20 protein-coding genes and 1 pseudogene are annotated in these 14,578 nt (G+C 64.4%); 4 read left to right on the forward strand and 17 right to left on the reverse strand.

Going from position 1 to position 14,578, the window contains the following annotated elements; translation table 11 throughout:
* Positions 1–7: 7 nt before the first annotated feature.
* Positions 8–415: a flagellar basal body rod protein FlgC gene (gene flgC / locus KYN89_RS12600; protein ID WP_222825372.1), complete on the reverse strand. Its 408-nt coding sequence runs from the start codon at positions 413–415 to the stop codon at positions 8–10.
* 122 nt (positions 416–537) lie between these two features.
* Here flgC and KYN89_RS12605 point away from each other — a divergent pair, with 122 nt between their 5' ends.
* Genes KYN89_RS12605 through fliP form a run of 3 tightly spaced genes read left to right on the forward strand, consistent with a single transcriptional unit; the run spans position 538 to position 1,919 of the window.
* Positions 538–771, forward strand: a complete 234-nt coding sequence (locus KYN89_RS12605; RefSeq protein WP_222825373.1) for a FliM/FliN family flagellar motor switch protein — start codon at positions 538–540, stop codon at positions 769–771.
* Position 772: 1 nt separating this feature from the next.
* A complete protein-coding gene (locus tag KYN89_RS12610) occupies positions 773–1,180 on the forward strand; it encodes a flagellar biosynthetic protein FliO (RefSeq protein WP_222825374.1) in 408 nt (135 codons plus the stop codon).
* 1 nt (position 1,181) lies between these two features.
* Complete coding sequence (gene fliP / locus KYN89_RS12615; RefSeq protein ID WP_222825375.1) at positions 1,182–1,919, forward strand: flagellar type III secretion system pore protein FliP; 738 nt, start codon at positions 1,182–1,184, stop codon at positions 1,917–1,919.
* Positions 1,920–1,972: 53 nt separating this feature from the next.
* On the opposite strand, the gene KYN89_RS12620 is transcribed toward fliP, so the two are convergent.
* The 14 genes from KYN89_RS12620 to KYN89_RS12685 all read right to left on the reverse strand — a co-directional run bounded on the left by KYN89_RS12620 (position 1,973) and on the right by KYN89_RS12685 (position 12,190).
* Entirely contained in the window at positions 1,973–2,623 is a 651-nt protein-coding gene (locus KYN89_RS12620) for a PilZ domain-containing protein (protein ID WP_222825376.1), read from the reverse strand.
* A 1-nt stretch (position 2,624) separates the two neighbouring features.
* Positions 2,625–3,077, reverse strand: a complete 453-nt coding sequence (locus KYN89_RS12625; protein WP_248285211.1) for a flagellar basal body-associated FliL family protein — start codon at positions 3,075–3,077, stop codon at positions 2,625–2,627.
* Positions 3,078–3,090: 13 nt separating this feature from the next.
* Complete coding sequence (locus KYN89_RS12630) at positions 3,091–3,936, reverse strand: flagellar motor protein MotB (RefSeq protein WP_222825377.1); 846 nt, start codon at positions 3,934–3,936, stop codon at positions 3,091–3,093.
* Between the two features lie 2 nt (positions 3,937–3,938).
* Positions 3,939–4,229, reverse strand: a complete 291-nt coding sequence (locus KYN89_RS12635) for a hypothetical protein (protein ID WP_222825378.1) — start codon at positions 4,227–4,229, stop codon at positions 3,939–3,941.
* Positions 4,230–4,270: 41 nt separating this feature from the next.
* Complete coding sequence (locus KYN89_RS12640) at positions 4,271–4,783, reverse strand: chemotaxis protein CheD (RefSeq protein ID WP_222825379.1); 513 nt, start codon at positions 4,781–4,783, stop codon at positions 4,271–4,273.
* A gap of 5 nt (positions 4,784–4,788) precedes the next feature.
* On the reverse strand, positions 4,789–5,178 hold the full coding sequence (locus tag KYN89_RS12645) for a response regulator (protein WP_222825380.1): 390 nt from the start codon (positions 5,176–5,178) through the stop codon (positions 4,789–4,791).
* 11 nt (positions 5,179–5,189) lie between these two features.
* Entirely contained in the window at positions 5,190–6,215 is a 1,026-nt protein-coding gene (locus KYN89_RS12650) for a protein-glutamate methylesterase/protein-glutamine glutaminase (RefSeq protein WP_222825381.1), read from the reverse strand.
* Complete coding sequence (locus tag KYN89_RS12655; RefSeq protein ID WP_222825382.1) at positions 6,212–7,093, reverse strand: CheR family methyltransferase; 882 nt, start codon at positions 7,091–7,093, stop codon at positions 6,212–6,214. Before KYN89_RS12655 ends, KYN89_RS12650 begins: the two co-directional genes overlap by 4 nt.
* On the reverse strand, positions 7,093–7,605 hold the full coding sequence (locus KYN89_RS12660) for a chemotaxis protein CheW (protein WP_222825557.1): 513 nt from the start codon (positions 7,603–7,605) through the stop codon (positions 7,093–7,095). Before KYN89_RS12660 ends, KYN89_RS12655 begins: the two co-directional genes overlap by 1 nt.
* A gap of 29 nt (positions 7,606–7,634) precedes the next feature.
* Positions 7,635–9,824 (reverse strand): chemotaxis protein CheA, encoded by a 2,190-nt coding sequence (locus KYN89_RS12665; RefSeq protein WP_222825383.1) that lies wholly within the window; start codon positions 9,822–9,824, stop codon positions 7,635–7,637.
* Positions 9,821–10,186, reverse strand: coding sequence for a response regulator (locus KYN89_RS12670; protein WP_222825384.1), 366 nt, complete (start codon positions 10,184–10,186; stop codon positions 9,821–9,823). The genes KYN89_RS12665 and KYN89_RS12670 overlap by 4 nt, the downstream gene beginning before the upstream one ends.
* Complete coding sequence (locus tag KYN89_RS12675; RefSeq protein ID WP_222825385.1) at positions 10,183–10,533, reverse strand: STAS domain-containing protein; 351 nt, start codon at positions 10,531–10,533, stop codon at positions 10,183–10,185. Before KYN89_RS12675 ends, KYN89_RS12670 begins: the two co-directional genes overlap by 4 nt.
* Positions 10,508–11,392, reverse strand: a complete 885-nt coding sequence (gene motA / locus KYN89_RS12680) for a flagellar motor stator protein MotA (RefSeq protein ID WP_222825386.1) — start codon at positions 11,390–11,392, stop codon at positions 10,508–10,510. Before motA ends, KYN89_RS12675 begins: the two co-directional genes overlap by 26 nt.
* Before the next feature lie 81 nt (positions 11,393–11,473).
* Entirely contained in the window at positions 11,474–12,190 is a 717-nt protein-coding gene (locus KYN89_RS12685; RefSeq protein WP_222825387.1) for a hypothetical protein, read from the reverse strand.
* A 156-nt stretch (positions 12,191–12,346) separates the two neighbouring features.
* On the opposite strand from KYN89_RS12685, the gene flaF reads away from it, so the two are divergent.
* Positions 12,347–12,709: a flagellar biosynthesis regulator FlaF gene (gene flaF, locus KYN89_RS12690; protein ID WP_222825388.1), complete on the forward strand. Its 363-nt coding sequence runs from the start codon at positions 12,347–12,349 to the stop codon at positions 12,707–12,709.
* 217 nt (positions 12,710–12,926) lie between these two features.
* On the opposite strand, the pseudogene KYN89_RS12695 reads toward flaF, so the two are convergent.
* A pseudogene (locus tag KYN89_RS12695) lies at positions 12,927–14,119 on the reverse strand (methyl-accepting chemotaxis protein); the annotation flags it as partial.
* The gene (locus KYN89_RS15520; protein WP_429699546.1) at positions 14,044–14,556 is read right to left on the reverse strand and encodes a protoglobin domain-containing protein; all 513 of its coding nucleotides are present in this window, start codon (positions 14,554–14,556) and stop codon (positions 14,044–14,046) included. The gene KYN89_RS15520 and the pseudogene KYN89_RS12695, both read right to left, overlap by 76 nt.
* Positions 14,557–14,578 lie beyond the last annotated feature (22 nt).

The raw sequence follows: 14,578 nt of genomic DNA on the forward strand, positions 1-14,578 counted from the left end.
GCGTTCCTTACTTGAGGAGATCGATCGTGCGCATCGTCAGGCTGCGTGCCGCTTCGATGGCGTTGAGATTGGCTTCGTAGGATCGCTGGGCGGACTTCATGTCCGCGCTTTCGATCAGCGAATTGACGTTGGGCATCTTCACGTAGCCATCGGCATCCGCGGCCGGGTTGCCGGGCTGGTGAACCCGGGTGAAGTCGGACTGGTCGGCCTGGATGCCGGTGATTTCCACCGTGGTGGCGCCGCTGGTGCGGTCCAGCGCGGCACGGAAGGTCGGCACCTTACGGCGATAGGGGTCGCCTCCCGGCGTGTCGGCGACGGAATTGGCATTCGCCAGATTCTCGGCGATGACACGCATGCGGAGGGTCTGGGCGCGAAGCCCTGCTGCGGAAACGCCGATCGAACTATCAAGAGACATTGTGTGGCCCCGGTTGTGGTGCGCCGAGCGGCGCTGACACACTACTGATAGGAAAATATTGCCTAGCCCGGGGCGGGGGGCAGGACTTTTCTTCCTAGAATGCGGGCAAGGAGTTTGTTGCCATGTCCGTACTTGATGATGTCCCGGTGGAATGCACCATCGCGCTGGGTTCCACGACCCTGCCGATCAAGCAGATCCTCAAGCTGTCGCGCGGGGCGACCATTCCCCTCGACTGCAACGAGGACGACCCCACGCTTATCTATATAAATGGTCAGCTGATCGCGAAGGGGCAGATCCTTGTCGAAGGCGACAAGATGCTGCTGGAGATCAGCACCCTCGTGAAGCGGGGGCGCTAGGATGGACACTCTGGTCCTGTTTCGCACCTTTGGCGCGCTCACTCTCCTGCTCGGCCTGCTGTCGGGCGCGCTGTGGGCGGTGCGACGGTTCGACATCCGCCTGCCCGGTGCGGTCACCCGTCAGCCCGACCGGCGGCTGGAACTGGTCGAGCGGCTGGGCCTGGACCAGCGCCGCTCGGCCGTGCTGATCCGGCGCGACGATCGCGAGCATCTGCTGATCATCTCCCCGGAAGGGCAGCTGCTGGTCGAAACGCTCGAAGCGCGACCGCGCAAGCCCGCACCGCTTTCGCCGGAGCGCACCCCGCGCGCGCTTCCGGAATCCTTTACCGCATTGCTCGACCGCAAGCTTGCCGTGCCTGGAAACATCTCGTCGCGCCTTGCGAAGCCCGGCTCCAAGCGAAAGAACTGACATGATCTTCCGCCAATTCCTCCGCGCCGCGACCGGCGCGACCGTGCTGCTGATCCCGGGACACGCCCTGGCGCAGTCCGCCACGTTCGACTTGGGTGGCGGCGGCTCGATGTCGGGCAGCGTGATCCAGCTGGTCCTGATGCTGACCGTGCTGAGCCTTGCGCCCGGCATCCTGATGACGGTCACCTCTTTCACCCGCATCGTGGTGGCCCTGTCGCTGCTGCGCACCGGGATCGGCGCGCCCGGCGTGCCGCCCAACCCGGTGATCATCAGCCTCGCCCTGTTCCTGTCGTTCTTCGTCATGGCGCCGACCTTCGAAAAGGCATGGGAAGACGGCGTGACCCCCTACACGCAGGGAGAGATCGGCGAAGAAGAAGCGTTCGCGCGGACCTCCGCCCCCTTCCGCCAGTTCATGCTCAGCCAAGTCAACCAGAGCGATCTGGAACTGTTCGTCGAGCTTTCGGGCAAGCCTGCGCCCAGCCGCAGCGAACTCGCCATGTCGACGCTGGTGCCGGCCTTCATGATTTCCGAACTGCGGCGCGGGTTCGAAATCGGGTTCCTGTTGCTGCTGCCGTTCCTCATCATCGACCTTGCGGTTTCCGCCGTGCTGATGGCGATGGGGATGATGATGCTGCCACCACCCACCATATCGCTACCGATGAAGATCGTGTTCTTCGTGCTGGTCGATGGCTGGGCGCTGGTTGCGGGCTCGCTGGTCAAAAGTTTCGGGGGCGGCTGAATAACAGCCCCCGCCAACCTGCGGGACAGCACCGGGCCATCCGCTTTTGCAGGCTAAGCAGCGGCAAAGCGCAGGTCCGGTGCCTCCAGCCAGCGGGCGAAAGATCCGAAGTCGGGCCTGACGTGGAAGATCAGCCCGGCGCGATTGCCGGTAGCCCAGCGGCTGGTACATGCCAGCGGCGGCAGACCGGGTATGGTGAGGGACCCATCCGCCCCGAGCGGGAAGCCCTGGTCACTTTCGACCCGGCAACCCCCAAGCGAGATATCGACCAGCCGCAGCGTCGAAGCCTCCCCGGCGGTCTGCAATCGCGCGCGCGCGGTCGCATGAAAGCGCGGACTACGCGCAGCCAGTCTCTTCCCCGATGGCCCCACCGGCGGAGAGAGCATCTCCTGATGATCGACGTTGCGGGTGAAGGCGATGCCCGCCGCCAGCTGGTTGGTCCATGCAACCTGCCCGTCGATACATACGCCGCTGCGTGCTTCGATCGCGACCCGGTCACCCTTTTCGAGTGGCGAACCGGTGTCGATGCGCATGCCCCCGGCAGAGACGTTGCGAATCCGGCAGATCGTATCGCTGCCCCGGTGCCGCAGCCGCCCGAGCATCAGCAAGGTGACGGTGCGCTCCAGCCGGGGGACCTCGTGCCGGTCGTTCGCAGGATGTGCAACGTGCGCTGGTGCGGATCCGATAGATGCTTGGTGCCCCATCTCAGACGGGCCTTGCGCTGGCGATGGCGACCGCGCTGACCGTGCCTTTTTCGAAGGCGACATCGGCCGCTTCCTGTACGATCTGACGGAAGATCTTGAGCGTCGGCAGGGTTCCATCCGGCCCGCTAGCCATCGGCTTGCGATAGGTACGCATGTTGATCTCGTGGCGCAGCAGCGGGAGGCGCGCGGTCACGTCTTCGGCCTGATCCTCGGGCACCTGCAGCGCAATCTGGAACGAGACGTAACCGGCAAGACGCTGCCCGTCGGGCAGTACCAGCGGCGCCATCACATCATCCACCTCGACCAGCGTCGTGGGCTTTTCCTCGGCACTGCTCGCGCCATCGGCCTCTGCAGGGCCGAGCAGCATCGTAGTCCCGTAGGCCGCGCCACTGCCGATCCCGACACCGCCGGCCAGCAGCACGATCGGCATGAACATTGTCTTGATACCCGGCATGGCTGCTTACTCGCTAGAATTCGAAACTGGTGTCGGGCGGCAGGGCGGAGCCTTCCGCCTTGATGATGATTGCGATCCGACGGTTTTCGGGCCGCATGGGCTGATCAGGATAGACGGGGCGCGTGCTCGCCATCGCCGAAACCTGGCTGATCCGGTCGTAAGACAGCCCGGCCGACTGCATGATCCTGCGCGCTGCTTGGGCACGGTCGCCCGAGAGCTTCCAGTTCGCTTCGCTAAGCCCGCCTTCGGCGTCTGTGTGCCCTTCCAGCTCGACGCTCACCCCGGTTCCGGCAACCTTGCGCGCGATCCGCATCAGCAGGTTGGTGGCGTAGCTGTTGGGCTCGCCCGATCCGTCCTTGAACATCGGTCGCTTGGCCGTGTCCATCAGGCTGATGGTCAGCGTGTCGCCGTCCTCCTCCATCTTCACATTGTCGGAAACGCGGTCGTCGGCGGTACTATCGATGGCGAGGCGCAGTTCCTGTGCAAGCACGCGCATCGACGCGTCCGGCACATTTGCGGTGCCCCCGCGGGCCGCACCTGCGGTCGCGGCTTCCATCGCCGGGGTTCCCTGCGGCTTCTGCTCGCTCGATTGCGCCGCACGGCTGTTGCCCGCGCCCGCAGACGAACCACTGCTGCCCGGCCCGACAGCGCCGGGATCGGCGGGCGTGAAATACTCGGCCAGCCCCTTGAGCATCTCCTTGTCGGGGTTGGCCGTCAGCCACAGCAGCATGAAGAAGGCCATCATCGCGGTCACGAAGTCGGCATAGGCGACCTTCCACGCGCCGCCGTGATGCCCCCCGCCGGTGACCTTCTTCACTCGCCGGATGACGATGGGACGATCGGAGGCGTGGGTCGCCATGCTCAGTTCGCGCGGGTGGCCGCCCGCAGGCGGTCCTGCAGCGCTTCGAGGCAGACCGCATCAATGGCCTGGTTGGAATGCACGCCCGACGCCAGCCGCTCGAGCACGTGGGCACTCTCACCCACGCGCTGGATGACCAGATCGAACGCCTGCAGGCGATGCAGATGCCTCAGAGCAATGTCTTCGTCGGCGACGAGGACGTGGGCCAGTTCCTCCACCAGAAGGCTTACCTGACGAATTTCGTCAGCAATGGCCCGGCACAGTTCGGCAGTTTGTTTTTCGAGAATATCCATGGCTCATCCCAGGCAAACAAGAAGGCGTTCCGACAAAGGCATCAGAACAGCTCGACATCATTGGTGGCGATCCGCTGCGGGCGCTGCTCGAGCGGTGCGTCGGTAACCTTGATCGAACGGACCTTGCCGTCGAACGGCAGGAATTCGACCTTGCGCGCGCTGGTCCCACCGAGGTCGCAATGGCGCACCTCCAGACCTTCCGTCTGCATGAACCGGCGGGCAAACTCGGCATTGCTGCTGCCGATCGCCCCCAGCCCGGCGACGATATTCGCGCCGCCATACAGATGGCCGCAGAGCCGTTCGCGCTTCGCACCGGCCTGCATCATCGCGTTGATGAGCAGTTCCATCGCGTGCACCCCGTAGCGCTGCATTTCCTCGGGCCTGACATCGTGCCCGGCGGTCGGTTCGCCGAGCAGGAAGTGGTTCATCCCGCCAAGGCGAGCCACGGAATCGTGGAGGCACACGGCAACGCACGATCCCAGAACCGTGGTCAGCATGACCTCCGGTTCGGCAATGACGCGATGTTCGCCCTGGATGATGGAGACGCGGCGCATGGCGTTCAGGACAGCGCCCCGAAGACGCGCTCGATCTTCTCTTTGAGAGCTGCAGGCGTGAAGGGCTTCACCACGTAGTTGTTGACGCCCATCTCGGCGGCCTTCTGGACGATCTCCTTCTCCGCCGACGCTGTCAGCATGATGAAGACCGTCTTGCCGATCACCGAATCCTTGCGCACTTCCTGCAGGAACTGGAGCCCGTCCATTTCGGGCATGTTGTAATCCGAAATGATCAGATGCACGCGATTGGCGCGCACGTCGTCGAGCGCTTCGGTCGCGCTCGCCTTGTCGCGAACGTCACGAAAGCCCAGATCCTGAAGCGTGCGGCGGATCATCGCGCGCATGCTGGTCTGGTCGTCGACCACCATTACCTTGATTGCGGACGCTGCCGGCATAACCGATCCCCTTACTTGCTGCGACAGGCGCCGATGATCGCCATCGGCAGCGCAGACAGACTCAATTCTCTTTCGACCGCGCCCATGGCGACGGCCGCACGCGGCATCCCGTAAACGACGCAGGACTGTGCATCCTGGCCGAAGGTGCGGGCCCCCGCCTGGCGCATGGCCAGCAGGCCGGCCGCGCCGTCGTCGCCCATCCCTGTCAGGATCGCGCCCACAGCCTTGCGACCGAGCGGTGCGACCGACTTGAACAGCATGTCGACGGACGGGCGATGGCCGGTCACACGATCTCCATCGATCAGGCGAACGGTCTTGCCAGAGAGGACCATGTGGTGGTCCCCCCCAGGAGCAATATAGACGGTTCCACGCTCCAGCGGTGCGCGGTCGTACGCTTCCATGACTTTCACCGCACACACGCCATCCAGACGGCGCGCAAGGCTGCCCGTGAAGGCCGGCGGCATGTGCTGGACGACCAGCACCGGCGGCGCATCCTTGGGCAGGCTCGGCAGAATGGCGAACAGCGCATCGACGCCGCCGGTGGACGATCCGATGACGATCAGACGATCGTCGAGGAACATTCCACCGCCCGCATCGACCGGAGCCGGCGTCGCGATATTGGGCGAGTGCCGCACCTGCGAACGCGCCGCAGCCTTGACCTTCTCGCACAGCTCCGCAGCCGCGCGCGCCATGTCGGCCCCCGCGCCCGTCGGCTTGGCGACGAAGTCCACCGCACCGAGGCGCAACGCCTCGATGGTGACCTCGGCCGCGTGCGTGGTGAGCGAGGAGCACATGACCACCGGGGTCGGCCGCAGGCGCATGATCTTCTCGAGGAAGGAGAGCCCGTCCATGCCGGGCATCTCGACATCGAGCGTGACCACATCGGGATCGAGCTCGCGCATCAACTGGCGCGCCGCGTGCGGCTCGGGTGCGGACCCCACCACCTTGATATCGGGATCGGCATCGAGTGCGGCGCACAGCATCGTGCGCATCGTCACGCTGTCGTCGACCACCAGGGTTCGAACCGGAGACGTCATTGCAGGGCCCCTTCCTTGCGAAAGATCGTCTGGCCGCAATTGATCAGGACGTCGGCACCCGGGCCGATCAGACGCTCGGAGTGGCCGATGTAAAGATAGCCACCGGGTCGCAGCAGGCGCGCGAACCGGGCGATCAGCTCGGAGGTCGCATTGTCGTCGAAATAGATCATGACATTGCGGCAGAAGATGACATCATATTGCTGGCGCATCGGCCATTCGCCGAACAGGTTCAGTTCGCGCGCGGTCACCAGCTCGCGCGCCTGGTCGACGACGGCGAAGTCGGCTCCCTCCTCGCGCAGCCACAGTCGCCGATACTCGTCGGGGATCGGCTTGACGGTGTTCTCCGGGTAGACCGCCCTGCGCGCCGCCGCGACGACGCGCGACGACAGATCGGTGGCGAGCACCTTGACGTCGCCATCGGTCGCCCAGCGTGCTTCGGGCCGCGAAGTGCCCAGCATGCACATGACCAGCGAATAGACTTCCTCACCGCTCGAGCATCCGGCCGACCACAGCCTCACGGCGTGTCCGGCGCGGGCACGTGCCTGCAGTTCGCCGAGGACATTCTGCTTGAAGTGATCGAAATGGTGGCCTTCGCGGAAGAAGTGGGTGTGATTGGTGGTCAGCGCCTCGACCATCGCAGCACGTTCCACCGCGTCGGATTCGACCAGCGAAATGTACTGGCCGAACGAAGCCAGTCCGTGCTCTCGCAGACGGCGGCTCAGACGCGAGAAGACCAGCGTCGCCTTCGTGGGCTGAAGCGCGATCCGCGCTTCGCGATCCACGATTGCCGCGACCCGCGCGAAGTCGCGCGGATCGAGCCGCGCTTCTTCGGGCCCGGGGCCGGACACGGTGCCGACAGGGGAGACCGCAGGCGTCATCAGGCGGCCAGGTCGAGATGGCGGGTCGGGCTGAGCTTCTCGAGGTCGAGCAGCGAGACCATGATCTGGTGCTTGTTGTCCGAGCTGTCCTGGCTACGCTGGCCGATTTCGACCAGACCGCGGATCACGCTGGTTTCAGTCACTTCAACTTCAGGGGCCGGCTGGATCGCGCTGTCCGCAACCGACACGATGTCGGCCACTTCGTCGACCAGGAAGCCGGCGTGCTTGCCCCCAATATTGACCACCAGGATGCACGAGCGCGCATGCAGCACGCTGGGCTCCCAGCCGAGACGCTCGGCCAGGCCGACCACCGGCACGACATGGCCGCGCAGATTGGTGACGCCCTTGATGTAGGCGGGCACGCTGGGCAGCGGAGTGGGATCTTCCCATTCGCGGATTTCGATCAGCGCCGACATGTCGATGCCGAAGGTCTGCTTGCCGAGGAGGAAGGTGACGATCTTGCGCTCTGCATCGTCGACCGCTTCGGTCGCTTGCACAGACGCAGCGGTCATGGTGTTGAGATCGGCGGTATCGGTCGCGTTCATGCTGCCATTCCTTTCAGGACGAATTTGTTGGGGGAGTTGGCCGAGGCCACCAGGGCCTCGATATCGAGAATGAGTGCGATCGAGCCGTCACCCAGGATGGTCGCGCCACCCAGCCCGCGGATCGGGTAAAGGTTCTGGTCGAGGCTCTTGATCACGACTTCGCGGCGGTCCTCGATGGTATCCACCATCAGGCCGACATTGCCCGCATCGGTTTCGACGATGATGACGACGCTATCCTCGTCTTCCCGATCGGCGGGCGGCAGCTGGAACAGCTCGGACAGGCGCTTCACGGGCACGTAGGTGCCGCGCATGTCGATCACTTCCGAACTGTTGGCGACCGGGCGCATCTGCCCGGGCTCGGGCTGGACGGTCTCGACCACGTTGGACAGCGGCAGCACGTAGCGCTGGCCACACAGCCGCACGACCATGCCATCCAGGATCGCCAGCGTCAGCGGCAGGATCATGGTGAAGGTGGTGCCCTTGCCGGGAACCGAGGTGATCTCGATCCGGCCGCCAAGCGCCTCGACATTGCTGCGCACGACATCCATGCCCACGCCGCGTCCGGAAATGGACGAGATCGTTTCGGCGGTGGAGAAGCCGGGGGCGCAGATCAGGTTGTCGATCTCTTCGTCGCTCAGGGTCGCGTCGGCGGCGACGATGCCCTTCTCGACCGCCTTGGCGAGCACGCGTTCACGATCGATGCCGCGCCCGTCATCGGCGACGCGCAGGAAGATACGCGCACCCCTCTGCTCAGCCGACAGCCGCAGGTTGCCCTGCGCAGGCTTGCCCTTCTCGATACGCTCCTGCGCGCTTTCGATACCGTGATCGACGGCGTTGCGGATCATGTGAGTCAGCGGTTCGCCGATCTTTTCGATCACGCTCTTGTCGACTTCGGTCGCCTCGCCCGACATTTCGAGCGCCACGTCCTTGTTGGTCGCCGCGCACAGCTCGCGCAGCATCCGTGGCACGCGGGAGAACGCCTGGCGAATGGGCTGCGCGCGCAGCGCCATCACATTGTCCTGAATCTCGCGAGTCAGGCGCGCCAGTTCGGGCAGTTCGACCCGCTGCTGGTCGGCCGACGAGAGTCGGTCCGCCAGGATCGAGTTGCGAATGACGAGTTCGCCGACGAGGTTGAGCAGCATGTCGAGCTTGGACACGTCGACACGGATGTTCTGCGGCGGCTCGATTGCCTTGGCCTCCGCCGGCGGAGCCGCCGGGACGGCCTTCACCGGAGGCTCGGACGGCTTGTCTTCGGCTGCAGGCGCGTTCGGCGAGGAGGCGGTCGAGACGGGCTGTGCATCCGCTTCGGGGGCGGCCTCGGGCTGTTCCGCCGGCGTGCTGTCCTGCGACGGCGCTGCCACGCCTTCGGCAATGTCGACCACCGAGTCGGGCGCGACGAAGTCGAACGCCTCCTCAATGTCCGAACGCGTCACGCTCGCAGGCATTTCGATCGACCAGGCGAAATAGGCACCTTCGGGGTCCATCTCGCGCAGCGACGGCAACGAACCGGTCTCCACACCGACAACCTCGCCGCCCATCCGCTCCAGTTCGCGCAGCACCAGGAGGGGTTCGCTGCCATTGGCCATCGCTTCACGCGACGGCGCGAAACGGATCGACCAGCCCGCAGCCTCAGCCGCCCGCGGTGCCTCGCCATCCCCCAGATCCATGAACGGATCGGGATCCTGGTCGAGATCCTCGATATCGACGACCACCGGCATGAAGCCGAACTCGTCCGCTTCGCCTTCGGCAGCAGGTGCGCTCGGCGCAAGCGTGGCGGCGTCTTCGGCATGCGCATCGCCAGCGCCTTCAACCAGCAGCGCTTCGAGCGTGGCCAGCATCGCGGCGTCGTCCGGCACGGGCGCAAAACCCTGCGCCGCCTGCACGTGATCGGAGAGCACGTCGAAGGCAAGCAGCATGTTCTTGCAGATATGGGCGGTCGGTTCGATCCGGCCCGCGCGCACTTCGTCGAGCAGGTTTTCGAAGATGTGCGAGAAGCTCTGCAGCGCCTCGTGCCCGAAGGCACCCGCGCCGCCCTTGATCGAGTGGACCGCGCGGAACACGCCTGCGATCACATCGGCCGAGGTGTCGCCGTCGGCCATCGTGCTGAGGCCGGCTTCGGCGGTCGCAAGACCTTCGTTGCATTCTTCGAAGAAGATTGCCTGGATATCGTCGAGATCGTCGCTCATGGGCACACCTTGCGGATCGCCGCCCCCAGTTTGTCAGGATCGAAAGGCTTGGTGATCCAGCCGGTTGCACCCGCGCTGCGCGCACGGGCCTTCTTGTCGTCGGAAAATTCCGTCGACAGGACCAGGATCGGGGTCCCGCGGAACTCCGGCATGCCGCGAACCGCCTCGATCAGCTCGAAGCCGTCCATCTTGGGCATGTTGATGTCGGTGATCAGCAGGTCCGGGTTCAGCTCGCACATGCGCGAAAGGCCGTGCTCGCCATCATCGGCGGTTTCGATGGCGAAACCCTGCTTGGTCAGCGATGCCTTCAAGAGCATACGCATGCTCGCCGAGTCATCGACAGTCAGAATGCGCTTGGTCACGCGGCAACTCCTTCAGGATCCAGGCCGATCTGATCGGTCAGATGGCAACGTTCGACGCGGTCGCGAAAAGCCGCGCTGGGATTGGTAAAAGTCAACGGACGGCCCGCGCTGCGCGCTTCGGCCTGAGCGGCAACCAGCAGCTGCAGAACCGCCTGACCGGCGTTCTCCACTTCGCTGGCGTCGATTTCCGCCGGGGCCTGGCCGTCGAGTGCCAGCACCAGCTGGACCCGCAGTTCCTCGGCAGTGGCAGTGGTGCCGTTCGCCGGAAGCGTGACGGAGCCCTGCGGCTTGCCCTTGCTGTCGCCCGGGGGCGTATTGTCTTCAGGCGGGTTGGGCGTTGAGTTCACTGTTCGCCTCCTCAAGTGCGGTCTCGAGCTGTTGGAAGGACGGCGCGAAACCCGAAGGTGTCATGCGCCGCGCAATTTCGATGGCTACCTGTGTGGGCAGCCCCTGGGCGTGTCCGATGATCGCGGTCTTCGCGATGATGAACGGCTTGGAATCGGCCTCGATCGTTTCTAGCAGCTTGGCTGCAAGCGGGCCGACGAGGCAGTAGGAAAGCAGCACGCCAAGGAAGGTCCCGACCAGCGCGCCACCGATCATTCCGCCCAGAATTTCGGTCGGCTGATCGATCGAACCCATGGTCTTGATCACCCCCAGCACGGCGGCGACGATCCCGATGGCGGGCAGGCCATCGGCCATCACCTGAAGCGCGTGCTGCGGCTCCATCTCTTCATGGTGATGCCGCTCGATGTCGTTTTCCATCGCTTCGGTCATCTGGTGCGGGTCTTCGAAATTGACCGTCATCATGCGCAGGTAGTCGCAGATGAACTCGACCAGGTGATGGTCGGCGAGGATGCGCGGATAGCGGTTGAACAGCGAGCTTTCTTCCGGAGCGTCGAGATGCGGTTCGATCGCCGTCGCGCCGCCCTTGCGGAAGGTCGTCAGCAGGCTGAACAGCATCGTCAGAAGGTCGCGATAATCGCTTTCCTTCCAGCGCGGCCCCTTGAAGGAACGGATGAGCCCCTTGCCCGCCTTCTTCACCACACCCATCGAGTTGGCGACAAGGAAGGATCCGATCGCTGCGCCGCCGATGGCCATCATCTCATGCGGCAGCGCATGAGAAATGATGTCCATCTTGCCGCCGGCCAGAATAAAACTGCCGAACACGCAAGCAAGGATCACAATAAGGCCAATGCCGTTGAGCATGGATTCTCGGTCGCTTTCGTCGATTAGGGTCTAAGGAGAATTATAGTGCGCCGGAGCTGGGCCCGGACGCGAACGGGCGGTTTATTCTTCGGTTGTGCCCGCGCCACCGCGCGCTCGACCGATGATGTCCAGATAATCGAGCAGTTCCTGTTCGGTCATCGCGGCAACGGCAGCGCTGTCGTGGAACCTGGACAGGCGGTATGCGAGCTCGGGAGCCCAGTCGGCCTCCACGTCGAACAGGGCGCAGAAGCCGCCGATCGTGGGCAGGCAGGTGTAGGCGAGCGCGGTGCCTTCGTCCCAAACCTCCTGCGTGAAATCCTCGATCGCCGTCAGCACACCATTGCGCTGGCCGCCCTTGATGCTGGCGCGTTCGATCGTCTCGCCGCGTACCAGGCAGGTTTCCGAACAGTGCCGCCATGCCTGGGGCACGCTCGGAATTCCAACGTAGTAGTCGCGGCGGGCGATCGCGCTTTCCAGCTGCGGGCGCAGGACCAGCAGAGGGGTTCGCTGTCTGATGGACGTCGCGCGAATGCCGTGCAGCAACCTATAGGCATGAAAGTAGTTCGCGACTTCGGGAATGATCCAGGCGCAGGATTCGAAATCCATCGGAAACGCCGTCGTGCCGCAAGCGCAGTCCAGCAGCTCGAGCGTGCCGCCCTCCATTTCGAACTGCGCGAGGATATCTTCGGTAAGCGGATCGACGCGTCCGATCACGCACACCCGATCAACCTCGGTCGTGTCGAGTGTCTCCTTGATCGCAAGGCGCATCCCGGCAAGAGGATGAGTTGGCAGATCCATGGAGAAGTCCTCGTAATCGCACGCACGGCACGCGCCTTTAGATTATAGGAGGATTTCAGAGGGTCACGGAGGCAAGCACCCGTAAAATGGCCCGTCAGGTGACGGGATACGCGGCATTCCGTCTAAAATAGAAGAACACCGTCAGAGGAGTTTTTCATGTCGCTTGCCGCTTACCAGAGTGTTCGCCGGCTCTCCGAAGCGCCCCGCGATACCGAGCATCGCTTGATGGGGCAGATCACCGGAGAGATGATCACCGCCCGCGATGCTCGAAAGCAGGGGGCCGAACTGGCCGAGCCGCTGCATCGCAATCGCGAGATGTGGAACATCTTCTCCGCCGACTGCACTTCTCCCGGCAATGAACTCCCCCACGAGCTGCGCGCTTCGATCATCTCCCTCGCATTGTGGGTCAATCGCTTCTCGAGCGAGGTTATCGCCGGCCGCGAAAGCATCGAGGACCTGATCGAGGTCAACCGCAGCGTCATGGAAGGGCTCGCAGCGCAGCGGCTGGTCAAAGCCTGAAGACACCACGTGACATTCAGCCAAAAGGGGGAGCAACAGACGATCTGTCGCTCCCCCTTTTTGTCCGCCGTCTGCGTCTGCCCCGGCCGTCGGGTCCAGCGGCAGGCCACCTGCCGGCGGACACACCCACGAATTTGCGAGCCAGGATGCGAACAGGGCCGCCGCTCCCTACCGAAGCGGCGGCCCTGGCATTCCCGGGCTGGAGGGGCAGTTCGTCCTAGAAACCGTTCCAGTCATCCGCGCCCGCAAGAGCGGCGTCTTTCGCAGCGGGCGATCCGTGGCTCTTCGCGGAAGCATGGGCGGGCGACCGGACCTTCGACGCCGGAGCGGTGACCCGCACGCCGGACCGATCGGCGCCGGTCTGGAACATCGCCGCACGCTCGGAAAGCGAGCCGACCTCGGTCTGCAGGTTGCGCGCCGCAGCGGAAGTCTCTTCCACCATCGCGGCGTTCTGCTGCGTCGACTGGTCCATGCTGGAAATAGCCGAGCTGATCTCGCTCACCGAAGACGACTGGGTCTGGTTGTCCGCCGCCATCGTGCCCAGAAGACTGTGCACTTCGCTCACCCCTTCGGTGATGTCCGCAAGTGCGCCATCGACACGCTCGACCGCACCAACCGCAGTCCCGATGTCGGTCTGGGTCACGGTCAGCTGGTCGCGAGCGAGCTTGGCCTCTTCCTCGGCGCGCATGGCCAGCGCGCTGACCAGATCGGCGACCACCGCGAAGCCTCGGCCCGCTTCACCGGCACGCCAGCTTCGACGGCGGCGTTCATGGCGAGCACGCGGGTCTGGAAGGCGATCTTGTCGAGACCTTCGATCACCGCGTCGATGCCCTTGGCACTTTCGCTGACGCGGCCCATCGCCTGAACCGCCTCATCCGCGATCGAGCGGCCGCCATTGACCGCCTTGATTGCGCAATCGGCGCGCTCGACGGTTTTCTGGCCCGCATGCGCGGACGCCCTGAGACGCTCGTCGATCTGGGTCAGCGAGGCGGAAGTTTCCTCCAGGCTGGCGGCGTTGCTTTCGGTGCGACGGGCAAGGTCTTCCGATGCCTGCGCAATCTCGCGCGAGCCGGTACCGATCGCCTCGGCACTTTCGGCAACGGCCGAAATTATCTCGCGCAGGTTCGCCACGGCGTCGTTGAAGTTGGTCTTCACCGTCGCATATTCCGGCGCGAGATCTCCGTCGATGCGGGCGGTGAGATCGCCCTGCGACAGGCGGCTCAGTTCGCGCTCGAGCGCTTCGACCACGGCGACCTGCGAGGCCTTGGTGCGTTCGAAGTAGATCGAGACCGACAGCTCCATGTCCATCAGCGCTGCCTTGAGCACCGAAATGATCAGTTCGATGTCGTTGCCGGGGACAAGGCGCTTGAGACCGGAGCCACCTGCGAGCCCACGGAACATCTCCTCGAGCAGCACCGCGTAGGCACCGATATACCAACGCGGCTCAAGCCCGATGATGGCATGGCATTCGCCGATACGCCGGACGCTCTCTCGTAATAGGCCTCGTCGAAATTCGCGGTCGCGATGTTGTTCCAGTGGCGCGACTGGGCAGCCTTGGCGCCGGTCATGTGCTTCTCGTCCTTGAAGAAGCGTGCCGTCTCCGGCGTCTTGCGGACAACGTCGTAAAAGCGGTCGAGAGCCTTCGGAAGAACCCGCTCAATGCGCGACTTGGACTTGGACAACAATGATTGCTGCTGGGTGTCGAACGCGGCAAATTCAAGCCGCGACTGCATTTCTTGCTTGGGTATCTTGGGTAAACTCTCGTTGTTGAGGTGCGGGAGACCATCCTGTCGGCCCGACCGCCCGTGTCCTTTACCTACGGAGCGGAACATCGCCGTACTCGGCATGGTGGTTACCGGGCCGACGCCC

The organism is Alteriqipengyuania abyssalis, from assembly GCF_019857185.1.
Taxonomy (GTDB): domain Bacteria; phylum Pseudomonadota; class Alphaproteobacteria; order Sphingomonadales; family Sphingomonadaceae; genus Alteriqipengyuania; species Alteriqipengyuania abyssalis.